Origin of the sequence: Paraburkholderia sp. A1RI_3L (assembly GCF_048957895.1) — a bacterium.
Taxonomy (GTDB): domain Bacteria; phylum Pseudomonadota; class Gammaproteobacteria; order Burkholderiales; family Burkholderiaceae; genus Paraburkholderia; species Paraburkholderia kururiensis.
Genome location: NZ_JARCHA010000001.1, coordinates 640,160 through 657,236 on the forward strand (window position 1 = coordinate 640,160; position 17,077 = coordinate 657,236).

The 17,077-nt window shown below is 65.8% G+C and carries 17 protein-coding genes; 3 read left to right on the forward strand and 14 right to left on the reverse strand.

What is annotated here, in order from left to right:
* Positions 1-33 precede the first annotated feature (33 nt).
* The 5 genes from metW to argB form a co-directional block, all read right to left on the reverse strand.
* On the reverse strand, positions 34-642 hold the full coding sequence (gene metW, locus PXJ20_RS03085) for a methionine biosynthesis protein MetW (RefSeq protein ID WP_277597141.1): 609 nt from the start codon (positions 640-642) through the stop codon (positions 34-36).
* Positions 639-1,784: a homoserine O-succinyltransferase MetX gene (gene metX / locus PXJ20_RS03090; RefSeq protein ID WP_017772388.1), complete on the reverse strand. Its 1,146-nt coding sequence runs from the start codon at positions 1,782-1,784 to the stop codon at positions 639-641. Before metX ends, metW begins: the two co-directional genes overlap by 4 nt.
* Positions 1,785-2,075: 291 nt before the next feature.
* The gene (gene slmA, locus PXJ20_RS03095; RefSeq protein WP_421030152.1) at positions 2,076-2,852 is read right to left on the reverse strand and encodes a nucleoid occlusion factor SlmA; all 777 of its coding nucleotides are present in this window, start codon (positions 2,850-2,852) and stop codon (positions 2,076-2,078) included.
* Positions 2,819-3,601 (reverse strand): pyrimidine 5'-nucleotidase, encoded by a 783-nt coding sequence (locus PXJ20_RS03100; RefSeq protein ID WP_421030963.1) that lies wholly within the window; start codon positions 3,599-3,601, stop codon positions 2,819-2,821. Before PXJ20_RS03100 ends, slmA begins: the two co-directional genes overlap by 34 nt.
* A 29-nt stretch (positions 3,602-3,630) precedes the next feature.
* A complete protein-coding gene (gene argB / locus PXJ20_RS03105) occupies positions 3,631-4,530 on the reverse strand; it encodes an acetylglutamate kinase (RefSeq protein ID WP_017772391.1) in 900 nt (299 codons plus the stop codon).
* A 341-nt stretch (positions 4,531-4,871) separates the two neighbouring features.
* Between argB and PXJ20_RS03110 the strand changes: the two genes are divergently transcribed.
* From PXJ20_RS03110 to PXJ20_RS03120, 3 genes are all read left to right on the forward strand, one after another.
* Positions 4,872-5,114: a cysteine-rich CWC family protein gene (locus PXJ20_RS03110; protein WP_017772392.1), complete on the forward strand. Its 243-nt coding sequence runs from the start codon at positions 4,872-4,874 to the stop codon at positions 5,112-5,114.
* A 108-nt stretch (positions 5,115-5,222) separates the two neighbouring features.
* Entirely contained in the window at positions 5,223-6,581 is a 1,359-nt protein-coding gene (locus PXJ20_RS03115) for an ATP-binding protein (protein ID WP_277597145.1), read from the forward strand.
* A gap of 160 nt (positions 6,582-6,741) precedes the next feature.
* Positions 6,742-7,284, forward strand: coding sequence for a response regulator transcription factor (locus PXJ20_RS03120; protein ID WP_017772394.1), 543 nt, complete (start codon positions 6,742-6,744; stop codon positions 7,282-7,284).
* A 98-nt stretch (positions 7,285-7,382) separates the two neighbouring features.
* On the opposite strand, the gene hslU is transcribed toward PXJ20_RS03120, so the two are convergent.
* The 9 genes from hslU to PXJ20_RS03165 form a co-directional block, all read right to left on the reverse strand.
* Positions 7,383-8,732, reverse strand: coding sequence for an ATP-dependent protease ATPase subunit HslU (hslU, locus tag PXJ20_RS03125; RefSeq protein WP_017772395.1), 1,350 nt, complete (start codon positions 8,730-8,732; stop codon positions 7,383-7,385).
* A gap of 43 nt (positions 8,733-8,775) precedes the next feature.
* Positions 8,776-9,312, reverse strand: a complete 537-nt coding sequence (gene hslV / locus PXJ20_RS03130; RefSeq protein ID WP_017772396.1) for an ATP-dependent protease subunit HslV — start codon at positions 9,310-9,312, stop codon at positions 8,776-8,778.
* 386 nt (positions 9,313-9,698) lie between these two features.
* Positions 9,699-10,118: an RNA polymerase-binding protein DksA gene (gene dksA / locus PXJ20_RS03135; protein WP_017772397.1), complete on the reverse strand. Its 420-nt coding sequence runs from the start codon at positions 10,116-10,118 to the stop codon at positions 9,699-9,701.
* 649 nt (positions 10,119-10,767) lie between these two features.
* Entirely contained in the window at positions 10,768-11,844 is a 1,077-nt protein-coding gene (locus tag PXJ20_RS03140) for a CobW family GTP-binding protein (RefSeq protein ID WP_017772398.1), read from the reverse strand.
* A 176-nt stretch (positions 11,845-12,020) separates the two neighbouring features.
* Positions 12,021-13,223, reverse strand: a complete 1,203-nt coding sequence (locus PXJ20_RS03145) for a class I SAM-dependent rRNA methyltransferase (RefSeq protein WP_126878583.1) — start codon at positions 13,221-13,223, stop codon at positions 12,021-12,023.
* Positions 13,224-13,368: 145 nt separating this feature from the next.
* The gene (gene xerC / locus PXJ20_RS03150; RefSeq protein WP_421030153.1) at positions 13,369-14,292 is read right to left on the reverse strand and encodes a tyrosine recombinase XerC; all 924 of its coding nucleotides are present in this window, start codon (positions 14,290-14,292) and stop codon (positions 13,369-13,371) included.
* Positions 14,293-14,322: 30 nt separating this feature from the next.
* Complete coding sequence (locus PXJ20_RS03155; protein WP_421030154.1) at positions 14,323-15,126, reverse strand: DUF484 family protein; 804 nt, start codon at positions 15,124-15,126, stop codon at positions 14,323-14,325.
* A 132-nt stretch (positions 15,127-15,258) separates the two neighbouring features.
* Positions 15,259-16,134: a diaminopimelate epimerase gene (dapF, locus tag PXJ20_RS03160; protein WP_017772402.1), complete on the reverse strand. Its 876-nt coding sequence runs from the start codon at positions 16,132-16,134 to the stop codon at positions 15,259-15,261.
* Positions 16,135-16,174: 40 nt separating this feature from the next.
* Entirely contained in the window at positions 16,175-17,059 is an 885-nt protein-coding gene (locus tag PXJ20_RS03165; RefSeq protein ID WP_277597148.1) for a lipid A biosynthesis lauroyl acyltransferase, read from the reverse strand.
* Between the last annotated feature and the right edge of the window lie 18 nt (positions 17,060-17,077).

The following is a 17,077-nucleotide window of genomic DNA, read 5'->3' on the forward strand; positions in this document are numbered from 1 at the left end:
TCGCGCCGACCGGCCCCCGTCGCGGCGGTCCGGTCAGCTTTTCCTGACGCGATAGACCGCAAGACTACCACGCCAGTTCGCGCCCCAACGCACCGTCTGGCCGCCGTGCAGCACCACGCGGTCGAGAATTTCGATGCCCACTTCCGGCGCGAGCGCCTCGAAGTCCTTGATCGTGAGCACGCGCACGTTCGGCGTGTTGTGCCACTGGTACGGCAGCGATTTCGACACCGGCATGCGGCCGCGCAGCACCGAAAGCCGGTGCGGCCAGTAGCCGAAGTTCGGGAACGACACGATGCACTCTTTGCCCACGCGCACCGTCTCGCGCAGGATCGCGGCGGTCTGGTGGATGGTCTGCAGCGTCTGCGAGAGGATCGCGAAGTCGAAGCTGGCGTCTTCGAAGAGCCGCAGGCCGTCTTCCAGGTTCTGCTGGATCACGTTGATGCCGTTCTTCGTGGAGGCGAGCACGCCGGCGTCGTTGATCTCGATGCCGTAGCCGAACACCTCGAGTTCTTCGGTGAGCAGCGAGAGCAGCGACCCGTCGCCGCAGCCGAGATCGAGCACCGTCGAGCGCGGTTCCACCCAGCGCGCGATGGCGCGGAAGTCCTCGCGCGTGGCGAGATTGTTGAATGCGGTCTGGTTCATACGCCAACCTCGGCGGCAATGCGTTCGTAATAGGCGCGCATCAGGTTGTGGTAGCGCGCGTCGTCGAGCAGGAAGGCGTCGTGGCCGTGCGGCGCGTCGATTTCGGCATACGTGACCCGGCGCTTGTGATCGAGCAGCGCCTTCACGATTTCGCGCGAGCGCGCGGGGGCGAAACGCCAGTCGGTCGTGAAGCTCGCGATGAAGTACTTTGCCTTCGTATGGGCGAGCGCAGCGGTGAGATCGCCGTCGTAGGCCTTGGCGGGGTCGAAGTAGTCGAGCGCGCGCGTAATCAGCAGGTAGGTGTTCGCGTCGAAGTATTCGGCGAACTTGTCGCCCTGGTAGCGCAGGTACGACTCCACTTCGAACTCCACGTCGAAGCTGAAGTTGTAGGCGTCGTGGGCACCTTCGGCGCGGCGCAGCGCGCGGCCGAATTTGGCGGCCATGTCGTCGTCGGAGAGGTACGTGATGTGGCCGATCATGCGTGCCACGCGCAGGCCGCGCTTGGGCTTCACGCCGTGCGCGTAGTAGTCGCCGCCGTGGAAGTCGGGGTCCGAGAGAATCGCGGAGCGCGCCACCTCGTTGAACGCGATGTTCTGCGCCGAGAGCTTGGGCGTGGACGCGACCACGATGCAATGGCCCACGCGGTCCGGGTACATCGTGCTCCACGCAAGCGCCTGCATGCCGCCGAGGCTCCCACCCATCACGGCCGCGAATTTTTCGATACCGAACGAGTCCGCCACGCGCACCTGCGCGTTGACCCAGTCTTCGACGGTGACGACAGGAAAGCGCGCCCCATACGGCCGGCCCGTGCCCGGGTCGATGCTCATGGGCCCCGTGGAGCCGAAGCACGAACCCAGGTTGTTCACGCCAATCACGAAGAAGCGGTTGGTGTCGAGCGGCTTGCCGGGGCCCACCATGTTGTCCCACCAGCCGACGTTCTTGGGGTCGTCGGCGTAGACGCCCGCGACGTGGTGGGACGCGTTGAGCGCGTGGCAGACGAGCACGGCATTGCTGCGCTCGGCGTTGAGGGTGCCGTAGGTCTCGACCATGAGGTCGTAACCGGCCAGCGAGCTACCGTTCTGCAGACGCAGCGGCTCGGCAAAATGCAGTTTTTGTGGAGCGACGATCCCGATGGATTCCATTCATTCCGCCTAGATGACAGGGCGGCTAAATGGTGTCTGCGGTGCGCGGGAGGAAGGAGAGTGCGCGGCTGACGACCTCTTTAGCCGCATTTATAGTGAACCGCTGGGACTGGCCCGGCTGGTTCGCGCGCCCGCAATCGAGTCAGCAAATCGGCGCGTGTTGGTGATGCCTTGGTGAACGCAGAGTATAGCGGAAAATGCGCGGCGGCCGGATGAAGCGCTCCGGTTGAACGCGAGGGTTCGGCGGTGCTTAGGCCTTTTGTCCATGGCCACTCACGGCCGCCCTCGACGCTACTGCAGGATGAGCCGCAACTGGGCGTCGGCCTGTTCGCCGGGCTCGCGCGCAAAGCCGCTCTTGGCGTAGCGGTGCCAGCGGCCGATCACGTAGCTCACGAGTAGACTCGCGCGCACCACCGGGTCGTAATCGGGCGGCAGCGGCACGGCGGCTGCCGCTGCCGCTGTGTTGGCGTTGCCGTCAGCCGACGCTGCGGACGTGCCGGCGTCCGTCAGCCCCACCCGCAGGCATTGCTTCACCGATGCCTCGATGCGCTCGGTCATCTGGTTCACGCGCTCGGTGAGCCGTTCGTGCTCGCCCACCAGCGCCTCGCCTGTCAGAACGCGCGTCATGCCGGGATTCTTCGCGGCGAAGTTGAGCAACATGAGCCCGATGGCACGTGCCTGGAGCACGCCGTTCGGCTCTTTCGCGACGATCTGGTTGATGAGTCCGAAGATGGTCTGCTCGATGAACTCGATCAGGCCTTCGAACATCTGGGCCTTGCTCGCGAAATGGCGATACAGCGCCGCTTCCGATACACCAATGCGCGCCGCGAGTGCCGCGGTGGTGATCTTTTCGCTCTTGGGCGACTCGAGCATGGTGGCGAGCGTTTGCAGAATGTGCACGCGACGCTCGCCGGGTTTCGGACGGCTCGCCCGCTGGGGCGCCGACGGGGCGCCTGGGTTTGCGTTGCCGTCCGCGGTTGCCGCTGAGGGTGTGAGCGGCGCGGCGGGACGCTCGACGTCGAACGGGTCTTCGTCTACGGCTGCGTCAGGTCTGGCGTTTGGCTGCATGAGTGTCGCCCCTTGAATCGCGCCCGGCCGGCGCCGGTGTGCAACGATTTTAACGAACGAATGCAGCGGTCGACATAATGCGGACGGCCAGTGCCGGGTAGCCGGGCCGGCACGCCGGGTGCGCGCGGCAGGACGGGCAGGTGCCCCGTGATCCAGACCGTGCGGATGCCGAGGCGCCGGTAGCGCTTCAAGTGGCCGCGCGTGTCTTCGACGAGCGTCGCGTCGCGCAGCGGCACGTGGGCGTCGCGCATGGCTCGCCGCAGCATGGTGGCGTCGGGCTTGGCGCGCCAGCCGTGGCGGTCGCGCATGTGTTCGATGGCAATGACGCGCTCGAAGAGCCGCTCGATGCCGAGTTCCGCAAGCACGGCGCGCGCGTAGGCTTCGGGCGCGTTGGTGAGCACCATCTTGCGCCCCGGCAGCGCGGCGACGAGGCGAGCGAGGCCGCGCTCCGCGCGCAGCATCGAACGCAGGTCCGGGAACGTGTGAACGACCTTGAGGAAATGGTGCGGATCGACCGGATGGTGGCGCGTGAGGCCGAGCAGCGTGGCGCCGTACCGCTGCGTGTAGCTCGTGCGCAGCTGGTTCGCCTCGTCATGGGTGACTTCGAGCACGTCCACGATGTACTGCGTCATCGCCCGGTTGATGGCCGGAAACACCGCATGCGAGGCCGCATGCAGCGTGTTGTCCAGATCGAAGAGCCACACCGGCGCGCCGCGCTGCGCACGAGGCCGCCGGCGTGGCGCGCGCACGAACGTGGGCACGCTTTTTCCGTGGCTGCTCAATGCGAGCGGATCATCGTGCCGAAGGGCTGCTCGGTGAGAATTTCGAGCAGCACCGAGTGCTCGATGCGGCCATCGATGATGTGCACCGAATGCACGCCGCTCTTGGCGGCATCCAGCGCGGAGGCGATCTTCGGCAGCATGCCGCCCGAAATCGTGCCGTCGGCGAAGAGGGCGTCGATCTCGCGGGCGGAGAGGTCGGTGAGCAGATTGCCGGCCTTGTCCATGACGCCCGGGATGTTGGTCATCATCACGAGCTTCTCGGCGTTCAGCACCACGGCCAGCTTGCCGGCCACGAGGTCGGCGTTGATGTTGTACGAGAGGCCGTCTTCGCCGAAGCCGATGGGCGAGATCACGGGAATGAACGCGTCGTCCTGCAGCGCCTTCACCACGGCTGGGTTGATGGCTTCCACCTCGCCTACCTGGCCGATATCGACGTACTGACCCGGATTGTCGCGGTCCGGCATCATCAGCTTGCGGGCGTGGATGAGACCGCCGTCCTTACCCGTCAGGCCCACCGCGTGGCCGCCGAAGTGGTTGATGAGCGTAACGATGTCCTGCTGCACTTCGCCGCCCAGCACCCATTCGACAACTTCCATCGTCTCTTCGTCCGTGACGCGCATGCCTTGGATGAAGGTGCCTTGCTTGCCGATCTTCTTGAGCGCCTGGTCGATCTGCGGGCCGCCGCCGTGCACGATGACCGGATTGATGCCCACCAACTTCAGCAGGATCACGTCGCGCGCGAAGCCCTGCTTGAGTCGCTCTTCCGTCATGGCGTTGCCGCCGTATTTGATGACCACGGTCTTGCCGTGATACTGGCGAATGTAGGGCAGCGCCTCGGCCAGGATTTCGGCCTTGAGAGTGGGCGGAATCTGCGAGAGGTCGGCAGGTTCGGACATGGCAGCGGGCTCGGCGTGAAACGGTGAAAGAATCGACGGCGGTGGGAGAATCAACCGCGAATTGTACAGGACTGGCGCGCTGCAGCAGGCATTTCCAGGCCGGCATTCGGGGGCTGCCGAATGGGCAGCGCTGGGCGTAACACGAGGTTTTGCCCGGGTTTTAGTGGCGCGCTTGCGCGGTGCGCAAAAGATGTCCTGGCGGCGTGCGGATGCCTGCCCGGCGGCAGCAACGGGAAGGTGCCGCATGTTGCCGGGGACGGTTGCGCACAGTCGGGCGGCGCGACTCGTGGCATCATTTCCGAACCTTCCCTTTCGACCGCCTTCTTCCACGGGAAATCGCAATGAGCCAGTCCGCATCCACCTCCAGGGAGCCGGCGAGCGTGCGGTGCCCGCGCTGCGGCCGGGCGTTCGACTGCGGCCGCCACACCGACCCGTTCGACTGCTGGTGCCGGGCCATGCCGGCTGTGCAGGCCGACCGGCTTGTCCGAGGCATGCCGTGCCTGTGCCCCGAATGCCTCGCCGACGACCTCGCCAGCGCCGAGGCGAGGCGGCCCCACGATCCGCCCGGCCCCGCGGGCGCGTGAGACACCTCCGCAAGAACGGCCGCTCGCCTGCGCCGACAATGCACAGGTATTGACGTGGACGAAATAACCAGTCCGCGCCGCCGTGCTGCTAGCGGTTAAACTCCCCGGATGCATCGAATCACCATGACCGGCCGCGTCAATCTCGGCCATCTGTTCTGGCTGCGCAGTCTCGCCATCATCGGGCAACTCTGCACGATCGCGGCCGTGCAGGTCTTCTTCGGCGTGCACCTGCCCATTCCGGCCATGCTGCTCGTGATCGGGCTCGAGGTCATTTTCAACGGGCTCACCTGGCTGCGCGTCTCGCAGGAGCGCCCGGAATCCAATCTCGAACTGTTCGGCCAGATCTGGGTGGACCTGGGCGCGCTCTCGGCGCTGCTGTTCCTCTCCGGGGGCACCACGAATCCGTTCGTCTCGCTCTATCTGCCGTCGCTTGCCATTGCCGCCGCCGTGCTGCCCTGGCACCTGATGCTGTGGCTCGCCGCGTTCGCCGTGTCCTGCTACGCGGTGCTCGGGTTCGACTCCGTGCCGCTCAACATGGACAACCCCGCGAACCTGTTCGACTACTACCGCGCGGGCATGTGGGTCAACTTCATGGTGAGCGTGGGGCTGATCGCGTGGTTCGTGGCGCGTATGTCGGGCGCGCTGCGCCAGCGCGACGCGGCGCTGGGCGACGCCCAGCAAAGGCTGTTGCGTGACGAGCGGGCTGTGGCGCTCGGCGTGCAGGCTGCCACCGTCGCGCACGAGATCGGCACGCCGCTCTCTACGATCGCCATGCTCACCGAGGAATTGCGCGACGCCGCCCGCACCGATCAAGGCCTTGCGCCCTACGCGGCCGACCTCGAACTGCTCGAAAAGCAGATGACGCTGTGCACCTCGGCGCTGGCCCGGTTGCGCAGCCGGGCGTCGTCGGGCGGCAGCCGCCAGGCGGTGAGCGAGTGGATGGGCCCGTTTGCGGAGCAGTGGCGGCTGCGCCATCCGCACGTGAAATTCGAGTTGATGGGCGAGCCGCCCGCCAGCCTCGCCGTGGACGACACGGTGGCCGTCGGCCAGATTCTGACCATCCTGCTCGACAACGCCGCGCGCGTGAGCCGCGATCACGTGACGCTGACCGCGCGCCCTGCCGGGCACGAAGATCTGGTCGAATTCGAGGTTTGTGACGCGGGCCCAGGCATCCCGCCGTCGTTGCGGGCGTCGCTCGGCACGGTGCCGGTGGATAGCACGCAGGGCGGTCACGGCGTGGGCCTGTATCTCGCGTTTTCGGCGGCGGCGCGGCTGGGCGGCTCGATCGAGCTGGCCGATGTCGCTCCCGCGGCCGCCTCGACTTCGTCGTCGGCGGCGGCTGCCGCGAGCGGCCGGGCGCCACGCGGTACGCGGGCGCTGTTGCGACTGCCCGCCACACACATCGTGGTTCCTACCCCGACCGGCGCGGACGCGGCCGGCGGCGTCGCCGGTTCTGCGGCGACATGATCCAGGTCATTTCATCGCGGCATGAAAGGCGCAGGATCAGGAACTGACCAGGCGCGGTGGCTGGTAAAGGACAAACGGCAAGGGCACCCGGCAAAGAGCAAAGAGCCGGAAAGGACCGAAGGGCCGGGCGGCCGCACCGCATAACACGGAGAAAAGACCAATGAGCGACATGAATTTCCTGGTGATCGACGACGACGAGGTGTTCTCGGGCATTCTGGCCCGCGGCCTCGCCCGGCGCGGCTTTACGGTGCAGCAGGCACACGACGGGGACGAGGCGATCCGGTTGGCGAATCAGCAGAAATTCGGCCAGATCACGGTGGACCTGCATCTCGGCAACGACTCCGGCTTGAGCCTCGTGGCGCCGCTGCGCGAGCTTCAGCCGGACGCGCGCATCCTCGTGCTGACGGGTTACGCGAGCATCGCCACCGCCGTTCAGGCAGTGAAGGACGGCGCGGACAACTACCTCGCCAAGCCGGCGAACGTGGAGACGATTCTCTCTGCGCTGCAGAGCGACGCGAGCGCGGTCCAGGCCGAAGAGGCGCTGGAACACCCCATGCCGCTTTCGGTGGCGCGGCTCGAATGGGAACACATTCAGCGCGTGCTGGCCGAGAACGGCGGCAATATCTCCGCGACGGCGCGGGCGCTCAACATGCATCGGCGCACGCTGCAGCGCAAGCTCGCGAAGCGTCCGGTGAAGCAGTGAGCGTTGGTGGCTCGAAGGCGATTGCAGAAACAAAAACGCCCGGCGCGTCAGGCGCCGGGCGTCTTCGTTTTGCTTAGGGCGCCTTGCAGGCGGCCTGGTTAGAGCACGTAGCGCGAGAGGTCTTCGTCCTGCGAGACTTCGTTCAATGCGCGGTCCACGTAAGCGGCGTCGATGGTCACGCTGGTACCCGCGTGGTTGCCGGCAGCAAACGAGATTTCCTCCAGCAGCTTTTCGATCACCGTATAGAGCCGGCGTGCACCGATGTTCTCGGTCTTCTCGTTCACGGCGTAGGCAATCTCGGCGAGGCGCCGGATGCCGTCTTCGGCGAAATCGAGTTGCACGTCTTCGGTGGCGAGGAGCGCCTGGTATTGCTTGACGAGGCTCGCGTCGGTGGCCACCAGAATGGCCTCGAAGTCCTTCACGGAAAGCGAGTCCAGCTCGACGCGAATCGGGAAGCGCCCCTGCAGTTCGGGAATCAGGTCGCTCGGCTTGGCCAGATGGAACGCGCCGCTCGCGATGAACAGGATGTGATCGGTCTTCACCATCCCGTACTTCGTGTTGATGGTGGTGCCTTCCACGAGCGGCAGCAGATCGCGCTGTACGCCCTGGCGCGACACTTCGCCGGCACCGGCTTCGTTGCGCGAGGTGATCTTGTCGATTTCGTCGAGGAACACGATGCCGTTCTGCTCGACGTTCTGCACGGCCTTCGTCTTCACCTCTTCTTCGTTGAGCATCTTGCCGGCTTCTTCGTCGGTCAGCACTTTCAGCGCCTCGCTCACCTTCAGCTTGCGGCGCGTTTTCTTGCCGCCGCCCAGGTTCGCGAACATCGAACGAATCTGCTCGGTCATGTCTTCCATGCCCGGCGGCCCCATGATGTCCATGCCGACCTGCGGCAGCTCCACGTCGAGTTCGATTTCCTTGTCGTCGAGCTGGCCTTCGCGCAGGCGCTTGCGGAAGGTCTGGCGCGTGGTGCTGTCCGAGTCGCCGTGGCTGCTGTCACTCGTGGCGCCCGAGCCGAAGCCCACGGGCCGTGCCGGCGGCAACAGAATGTCGAGGATGCGGTCTTCGGCGAGATCTTGCGCCTTCGTGCGGACCTTGCGCATTTCCGCTTCGCGCGTCTGCTTGACGGAGATTTCGATCAGGTCGCGCACGATGCTGTCGACGTCGCGGCCCACGTAGCCCACTTCGGTGAACTTCGTGGCTTCGATCTTGATGAACGGTGCGTCTGCCAGCTTCGCGAGACGGCGCGCAATTTCGGTTTTACCGACGCCGGTCGGTCCGATCATCAAAATGTTCTTGGGCGTGATTTCCTGACGCAGCGGTTCGGCTACCTGCTGCCGGCGCCAGCGATTACGCAGTGCGACGGCGACGGCTTTCTTCGCGCGCGCCTGGCCGATGATGTGCTTGTCGAGTTCCGAGACGATCTCGGCAGGGGTCATGGTGCTCATCGTGGATCTGTCCTTGGCTCGTCCGTTATGTCCGTTACGTCCGTTACTCGATGGTTTCGATGACGCGATTGTGGTTCGTGTAGATGCACATGTCGCCGGCAATCTCCAGCGACTTCTCGACGATCTCGCGCGGCGACAGGTCGGTGTTGTCCACCAGCGCACGCGCGGCCGCCTGGGCGTAGGCGCCGCCCGAGCCGATGGCGCAGATGCCGCCTTCGGGGTCCAGCACGTCGCCGTTGCCGGTGATGACGAGCGTGGTCTGCGAATCCGCAGCGATCAGCATGGCTTCGAGGCGGCGCAGCATGCGGTCGGTACGCCAGTCTTTGGCGAGTTCCACCGCAGCGCGGGTGAGATTGCCCTGATGCTTTTCGAGCTTGGCTTCGAAGCGGTCGAGCAGCGAGAACGCGTCGGCGGTGCCGCCGGCGAAGCCGACCATCACCTTGCCGTTGTAGATGCGCCGGACCTTCTTTGCCCCGCCTTTCATGACGATGTTGCCGAGGGTGACCTGGCCGTCGCCGCCAAGCGCGACCTTGTCGCCGCGCCGCACGGAAACGATCGTCGTACCGTGAAATTGCTCCATGTGCGTTCCTTGTTGCAAAAACGGGTGGAGGCGGCAGCGGCAAGCGCTGCCGCCGGAATCCGGAAGCGGACGGCGCGCATGCAGCGGCGCGCCGGTACACGCGTATTCGGTCTATTTTAGGGCGCGCCCGCGCATATCAAGGGTAGGCGAGGCGGGATGCCTGGCTTGCATCACGCGACGCCTCGGGTCGGCTATTAAGTGCCATATGCCAGGACGGGGCGGCAGTGGGGCAGGTCGGCGTCAGCGAAGGAGCGTGCGGGAGACAAGTGCTCGACGCGAGAGATAAGCGGCACCCCAAAGAAAAAGGCGCACGGCAAGCCGTGCGCCTCGTCATGAAGCTCATCTCTGCGCGCGGGTCTGACTGAGGCCAGGCCGCGCCGCAGCAATCAATCGCCGAACAGCTTCTGGCGCAGCTCGCGCCGCTCCTGCGCTTCGAGCGAGAGCGTGGCCGTGGGCCGTGCGAGCAGACGCGGAATGCCGATCGGCTCGCCGGTTTCTTCGCACCAGCCGTATTCGCCGGATTCGATACGCGCAAGCGACTGCTGCACCTTCTTCAGCAGCTTGCGTTCGCGGTCGCGCGTGCGCAGCTCCAGCGCATGCTCTTCTTCGATGGTCGCGCGGTCGGCCGGGTCCGGCACGATCACGGTTTCGCGAAGATTCTCGGTTGTCTGGCCCGCATTGCGGAGAATTTCCGCCTGCAGCTGTTCAAGCCGGTTCTTGAAGAAAGCGAGCTGATCGTCGTTCATGTAATCCTTGTCGCTCATCTTCAGGATTTCGGCTTCGGTCAAGAGTCGTTTCGTCGTCATCTGGCTTGCTTCTTCAATGTGAGGCAAAACTGTTACACATGTTGCCCGCACTTTCGTGTTACCCGCAATGGCTTTCATGGCGCTCAACGAGTGCCGGCGAACACGGACGACAGGCTCTTTGTCGTGACGCCGAAGCGCCGATGCGGGGCCGAACTCCTCTGGAAACCGATCTACAGATGCTCCTGAGGCATTTTTCGTACCGGCGAGCGCCCTTTAGCGCCATTCGCCGGCTGGCCATCGGCATGCTCCGGATAAGGTTTCCCGGTGCCGTACTTGCCGTTTCTTACCCGTTGCTGCGCACGGTTGCGCGTCGTTGCGTCTACCGTCGAGGTGTTTGCCTCGCTTGCTCCTCGGGTACCTCTTCAGGCACCCACCTTCGGCGCACGCTTCACAACCGGGCCAAGGTTCTCATTCTCTAGTGGGCACGTATTGTAACTGAATCACAATCTGCCGCTGCAAGCAGGGAAACCCGCGTAGCCGCACCCGCAATCCCGAAAATATAACCCGGCAACTGCGAAAAAGCGACGATTCGCGTTTGTGCTTCCATAACGGAGTCGGCCCGCATTTCTGAATGCGGGCCGACCCTTACTGGACCCCTACGCAAGGCCTCGCGGCCCACGCGAATCCACTGCTGCTCTCTGGCTGGCGCTCAGGCGAGACAGGCGTCGAGGCCGTCGGTAATCAGGTCTTGCGGCAGCTCGATACCGATGAACACCATCTTGTTCGTCTTCTTCTCCGCCGGCAGCCACTTCGAGGCGAGGTCGCTGCCCATCATCTGGTGCACGCCCTGGAACACGACCTTGCGGTCTACGCCCTTCATGTACAACACGCCCTTGTAGCGCAGCAGACGTTCGCCGTAGATCTGCAGGATGCCGCCGAGGAAGTCTTCCAGTCGGTTCGGATCGAACGGCCGGTCGCTACGGTAGACGAACGACTTGATCTTGTCGTCGTGATGCGCGTGATGGTGGTGATGGCCGTGGTCGTGGCCTTCGTGATTGCAGTGGCCGTGATCGTGGTCGCAATCGGCGTGGTCATGATCGTGGTGCTCGTGGTCATGAGCATGATCGTGCTCGTCTTCGGCGAGGAAGTCCGGATCGATCTCGAGCTTCGCGTTCAGGTTGAAGCCGCGCAGGTCGAACACTTCCTTGATGTCCGCTTCGCCGAAATTGACGACACGAATGGACGCCTTCGGATTCATGTGGACGAGCCGGTGGCGCAGGTCAGTCAGCGCGTTTTCGTCGACGAGGTCGGACTTCGTGATGAAAAGGCGATCGGCGAAACCCACCTGACGCTGCACGACTTCGTGTTCGTCGAGCTGGTGGTTCGCGTGCTTCGCGTCCACGAGCGTGATGATGGCGTCGAGCAGAAATTCGTCGGCGATCTCGTTATCCATGAAGAACGTCTGCGCCACGGGGCCTGGATTGGCGAGGCCCGTGGTCTCGATCACGACGCGGTCGAAGTCGAGCTTGCCGTCGCGCTTCTTCGCCGCCAGATCGCCCAGCACGCGCGCGAGGTCGCCGCGAATCGTGCAGCAGATGCAGCCGTTGCTCATCTGGATGATCTGCTCGTTCGAGTCCTGCACGAGGATGTCGTTGTCGATGTTCTCCTCGCCGAACTCGTTTTCCACCACGGCGATCTTCATGCCGTGCTTCTCGTTCAGGATGCGCTTGAGCAGCGTGGTTTTGCCGCTGCCCAGAAAGCCGGTGAGGATGGTAACGGGAATCATGCTGGTCGCCTGTCAATGCGTGAATCGTGAATTAGGGTGGCCCGGGCGCCGTGGCACGGGCAATCGAATTGGCTATTGAAACATATCTGCCTCCCAACCGCTTGCGGCGACCGGGCGCGTTGGCCGTACGGACGAGGCCGCCGCCAGCGCAAAAACAGCCTCCTAAATGGGGCCGCTCAGGCGATTTGCAACAGCAGTCCCTTCAGGTACTCGCCTTCCGGAAAGGCCGTGAGCAGCGGGTGATCGACGCCCGCGCCGAGCCGCTTGAGGATGCGCGCGTCCACGCGCGCGTCGGCGGCCGCGCCGGCAACGATCTTCTGGAACAGTTCCGAGTCGATTGCGCCCGAGCACGAGTAGGTGAACAGCAGGCCGCCCGGCCGCAGCAGCTTGAAGCCGCTGAGGTTGATGTCCTTGTACGCGCGTGCCGCCCGATCGACGTGCTCGCGCGACGGCGCGAACTTCGGCGGATCGAGCACGATCAGGTCGAAGCGCTGGCCGTCGTCGTAGAGGCTGCGCAGCGTGCGGAACGCGTCGGCATCGAGCCACGTGGCGCGCGCCGCGTCGAAGCCGTTCGCCGTGACGTTCTGCTGGGCAAGCGCGAGCGCTTCGCCCGACGAATCGATGGACACCACGCGCGCCGCGCCGCCCTTGAGCGCCGCGAGCGAAAAGCCGCCCGTGTAGCAGAAGCAGTTCAGCACGTCGCGGCCTTGCGCGAAGGTCTGCACGAGCGCGCGGTTGTCGCGCTGGTCGATGTAGAAGCCGGTCTTGTGGCCGTTGCGCACATCCACGTGGTAGCGCACGCCGTTTTCGGTGACGACGAGCGTCTCGGGCGGTGCGTCGCCCGCCAGCACGCCGGTTGTCTGCTCGAGCCCTTCCTTCTCGCGGATCGACACGTCCGAGCGCTCGTAGACGTTCGGGCAACCGGTCGCGCCCACGAGCGCCGCCACGATCGCGTCCTTCCAGGCTTCGACGCCCGCCGCCATGAACTGGCAGACGAGCTGGCCGCGCGCCTCGGCGTCGTCGGCGGTGTAGTAGTCGACGATCAGGCCGGGCAGGCCGTCCGCTTCGCCGAAGATCAGGCGCACCGCGCCCGTGTCGCGCACCATCTGCTGGCGGTGCGCCAGCGCGCGCTGCACGCGGCGCTTGAAGAAGGCGTGATCGATGGGTTCGGCTTCGTCGAAGCTCCACACGCGGGCGCGGATCTGCGACTGCGCGCTCCAGGCGGCGCGCGCGAGGAACCGGCCATCGTGCGCTCGCACGATGACGGTGGCGCCGGAAGCCGGCTTGCCGTCGACCCGGTCGATCGCATTCGCGTAGACCCACGGGTGGCGGCGCAGCAGCGACTTCTCTTTCGACGGTTTGAGCGTAACGGTATTCATGACGGATTCGGTTGGGTGATACAGGAGGCGCTAAAGGGCGGCAATAGGCGGCAATAGCGCGGTTACGCGAAGCGGCGGCGACGCACAGCGTGGGCATCGCGCCGCTGACACGGCGGCAGCGCAGCGATGCCGAGGGCCTCAGGCGTCAGTCGCGTTTCTTTGCCCGCGGATGGGCCTGATCGTAGACGCGCGCGAGATGCTGGAAATCGAGCGACGTATAGACCTGGGTGGCGGTGATGCTCGCGTGTCCCAGCAGTTCCTGGACCGCGCGCAGATCGCCGCTCGACTGGAGCACGTGCGTGGCGAACGAGTGGCGCAGCACGTGCGGATGCACGTTGGCCGGAATGCCCGCGGCAATGGCGGCGCGCTTCACGCGCTCGCGCACCACGTTGGGCGACATCCGGTGGCCGCGCACCGAGAGGAACAGCGGCTGCGGGTCGGCCTTCACGAATTCGTGACGCACGGCGAGCCAGGCGTTGAGCGCGTCGAGCGCCTTGCGGCCCACGGGCACCACGCGACGCCGGTTGCCCTTGCCGAGCACTTCCACTTCGGCGGCGTCGAGCTTGAGCCAGCCTGCGGATTCGTGGCCGTCCGCCTTCGCGTACGTCACGTCGAGACCCACCAGCTCCGCGAGCCGCAACCCCGACGAGTAGAACAGTTCGAGCATGGCGTGGTCGCGCAGGCCTTCGGCAGTGCCGGGCGACGGCGCGTCCATCAGCGCGTTGGCGTCGTCGACGGAAAGCGCCTTCGGCAAGGTCTTCGCCCGCTTCGGCGCGCGCACCGTGGCGACCGGATTGGCGGGCAGTTCCACGTGCCCCGCGTACCAGCGGTAGAACGCGCGCCAGGCCGAAAGCCGGTGCGCGATGGAGCGCGCCGACAAGCCGCCCGCATGGGCGCGGGCCACGGCGCCGCGGATGTCCGTGGCCGTCAGGCTTTCCAGCGGCCGGCCGTTCGCCAGCCTCTTCAGTTCGTCGAGTTCGTGCGTGTAGCCGCGCAGCGTGTGCGCCGACAGCCGCCGCTCGTGCTCGAGGCTCGACAGGTAGGTGGCGGTGGGGTCGGTGGCGTTCACGTGACTGGAGGAAGCTGGATCAGATTGGGTTCAGCGCGGCAGCAGGCGCGTCAGCGCGGCGCTCGCGAGGGCCCCGATCTGCGAAAGGAAGTCCGTCGCCATGCCTTCGTGGAAGCGGCGCGGATCGGGCGAGCCCATCACGAGCAAGCCGAACGCCGGCGCCGCGGCGTCGGCCTGCGGGTCGCGCAGCGCGAGAATGGCGATCGATTCGATGCCGGTGCTGGTGCCGGTGCCCGATGACGCGGCCACGGCCGCATCGTTGCCGGCCGCTTCGGCGTGCGCCGAGCCGGCATTGGTCAAAGGCGAAGCCGTCACTGAAGCGGAGCCGGACGCAGCCGCCGCCGTGGACGCCGCCGACGCCGCGAGCCACTGCGCCGCCTCGAAACCGGTGTTCGCGCCGCAGTACGGCGCCGCGAGGCTGTTGGCGAAGATCCGCACTTCCTCGCCGGTGTGGCGGGCGAAATCGGCCTGTGCGTACTGCTCGGCGACGTCCCACACGCGCAGCGCGGCCTGCGGCACGTCGAACACGTCGCGCAGATTGTCGGCGATGGTGCGCGGCAGCGCGTACGGGTCGCGCTCCGAAATCACGCGCGTGGTCCAGCGGTGGAACTTCGCGGCGATGCTGTCGTTCTCGTGGCCGTAGCGCAGCAGCTCGGCAAGGCGCCGTTCGAGCAGCTTGTTCTTGTCGCGCAGCATTTCCATCTGCCGCTCCTGCAGCGACACCGCGGCTTTGCCGTGCGGATTGCCGAGCCGGATCGTGGCCAGCAGTTCGGCGTGCTCGGTGAAGAAATCGGGATTGGCGAGCAGATAGTCGGCGACTTCGCGATCGTTCATGGTCTGGGCTTGGGAGAGGCGCGGCGGGCCGCGCGTCGGTCAATCGGTTGAATGAGTGGTTCGGATGCCGCCGCGCTTGCGCGCGGCGCCTGTCGTCTGCTTGCCGCCGGCATTTGCACCTTGCACGGCAGCTTATTCGGGCAGCGTGTCCAGGTCCAGTTCGCCTTCGAAAACGGTCGTCGCCGGTCCGGCCATGAAGAGCGGCGCGGTTTCGTCACGCGCGCCGTCCCACGAAATCGTCAGCACGCCGCCGTGTGTGTGCACCGTCACCGGCGTGTCGAGCAGCCCGCGCCGGATGCCGGCTGCCACCGCCGCGCAGGCCCCCGTGCCGCAGGCGAGCGTTTCGCCGGCGCCGCGCTCGTAGACGCGCAGGCGAATCTCGCGGCGCGACACGATCTGCATGAAGCCTGCGTTCACTTTCTGCGCGAAGCGCGCGTGCCGCTCGATTACGGGGCCGTCTTCGCCAACCGGGAACGCTTCGACGTCGTCCACCACCTGCACGGCATGCGGATTGCCCATCGACACCGCCGACACCCACCGCACCGTACCGTTCACCTCGAGTGGCCAGAGCGTGTCGTGGCCTTCGCGGCGGCCGTCCAGCCCGTTCGTGTCGAACGGCAGGCGGGCGGGCTCGAACACGGGCGTGCCCATGTCCACGACCACTTCGCCGTTTTCCTGCACGGTGAGGGCGATCACGCCGTTCTGCACCTGGACGCGGATGCTGGTTGCGTCCGTGAGCTTGCGTTCGCGCACGAAGCGCACGAAGCAGCGCGCGCCGTTGCCGCAATGCTCGACCTCGCCGCCGTCGCAATTGAAGATGCGGTATCTGAAATCGACGCCTTCGATCGTGGGTTTTTCCACCAACAGCAGCTGGTCGGCGCCTACGCCGAAGTGCCGGTCGGCGAGCGCGCGCACGCGCGCCGGGCTCAGCGAGAGCGGCTGCGTGTAGCCGTCCAGCACGACGAAGTCGTTGCCTGCGCCGTGCATTTTGGTGAATTTCAGTTTCATCCCGCTATTGTAAGCGACGTGCCGGGCCGCCCCACGCCGCTCAATACACGCTCGGCTCGCCCGGCGGCCGCGTCTTGAAGCGCTTGTGAACCCAGTAGTACTGCTCGGGAATGCGCGGAATCTGCTCTTCGAGGAACGCGTTCATGCGGCGCGCGTCCGCGTCGTCGTCGCCGGTGGGGTAGTGGTCCCACGGCTTGAAGATCTTGAGCTTGTAGCCCTTGTAGTGGGGTAGCACTTCGCCGATGAACGGCACCACCTGCGCGTGTCCCACCTTGGCAAGGCGGCCCACTGCCGTGAGCGTGCAGGTGGGCACGCCGAAGAACGGCACGAACGTCGAGTTGCGCGCGCCGTAGTCCATGTCGGCGCCGAGCATCACGGGTTTGCGCTCGCGCAGCCAGCGCAGCACGATGCGCGCGCTGTCGGCGCGGCTCGCCATGTCGGCGTCGAAACGGGCGCGCGCGGCCTTCGCCACTTCTTCGAGCAGCGGGTTCGACATGGGCTGATAGAGTGACCCGCAGCGCCGGTGCAGCGAATAGTTCAGGAAGATCGAACCCGCTTCGATACCGACGAAGTGGAAGCCAAGAAAGAGCGTGGGCGGCAGGTCGGGGTCGCTCAGGTCCACTTCGCTTTCCACCTGAATGAGCTTTTCGAGCTTCTTCGCCGAGCCGAACCACTGGACGCTGCGTTCCAGATAGCTGCGAATGGCATGCCGAAAATGCTTGCCCGCCACTTCCTCACGACGCTCGTCGCTCCATTCGGGAAAGCAGAGCTTGAGGTTGATGTGGACGATGCGCTTGCGGCGGCTGGGAATCTGGTAGAGGAGCCAGCCGAGGCCGTCGCCCAGACGCGCGACGAAACCGTATGGCAGGATCGCGAACAGCTTGAGGAGGCCGATGCCGAAATGGGTGCCGAGGCGGCCTAGCATGCGCGGGCTCCGGGCCGC

Coding starts and splice junctions, on each gene's coding strand:
- dksA (WP_017772397.1), bottom strand. CDS start 10,118: ATGACGACGAAACGACTCTTGACCGAAGCCGAAATCCTGAAGATGAGC.
- hslU (WP_017772395.1), bottom strand. CDS start 8,732: ATGAGCACCATGACCCCTGCCGAGATCGTCTCGGAACTCGACAAGCAC.
- dapF (WP_017772402.1), bottom strand. CDS start 16,134: ATGAAACTGAAATTCACCAAAATGCACGGCGCAGGCAACGACTTCGTC.
- PXJ20_RS03110 (WP_017772392.1), top strand. CDS start 4,872: ATGAGCCAGTCCGCATCCACCTCCAGGGAGCCGGCGAGCGTGCGGTGC.
- hslV (WP_017772396.1), bottom strand. CDS start 9,312: ATGGAGCAATTTCACGGTACGACGATCGTTTCCGTGCGGCGCGGCGAC.
- PXJ20_RS03140 (WP_017772398.1), bottom strand. CDS start 11,844: ATGATTCCCGTTACCATCCTCACCGGCTTTCTGGGCAGCGGCAAAACC.
- metX (WP_017772388.1), bottom strand. CDS start 1,784: ATGGAATCCATCGGGATCGTCGCTCCACAAAAACTGCATTTTGCCGAG.
- PXJ20_RS03165 (WP_277597148.1), bottom strand. CDS start 17,059: ATGCTAGGCCGCCTCGGCACCCATTTCGGCATCGGCCTCCTCAAGCTG.
- PXJ20_RS03155 (WP_421030154.1), bottom strand. CDS start 15,126: ATGAACGATCGCGAAGTCGCCGACTATCTGCTCGCCAATCCCGATTTC.
- PXJ20_RS03115 (WP_277597145.1), top strand. CDS start 5,223: ATGCATCGAATCACCATGACCGGCCGCGTCAATCTCGGCCATCTGTTC.
- metW (WP_277597141.1), bottom strand. CDS start 642: ATGAACCAGACCGCATTCAACAATCTCGCCACGCGCGAGGACTTCCGC.
- PXJ20_RS03145 (WP_126878583.1), bottom strand. CDS start 13,223: ATGAATACCGTTACGCTCAAACCGTCGAAAGAGAAGTCGCTGCTGCGC.
- slmA (WP_421030152.1), bottom strand. CDS start 2,852: ATGCAGCCAAACGCCAGACCTGACGCAGCCGTAGACGAAGACCCGTTC.
- PXJ20_RS03120 (WP_017772394.1), top strand. CDS start 6,742: ATGAGCGACATGAATTTCCTGGTGATCGACGACGACGAGGTGTTCTCG.
- argB (WP_017772391.1), bottom strand. CDS start 4,530: ATGTCCGAACCTGCCGACCTCTCGCAGATTCCGCCCACTCTCAAGGCC.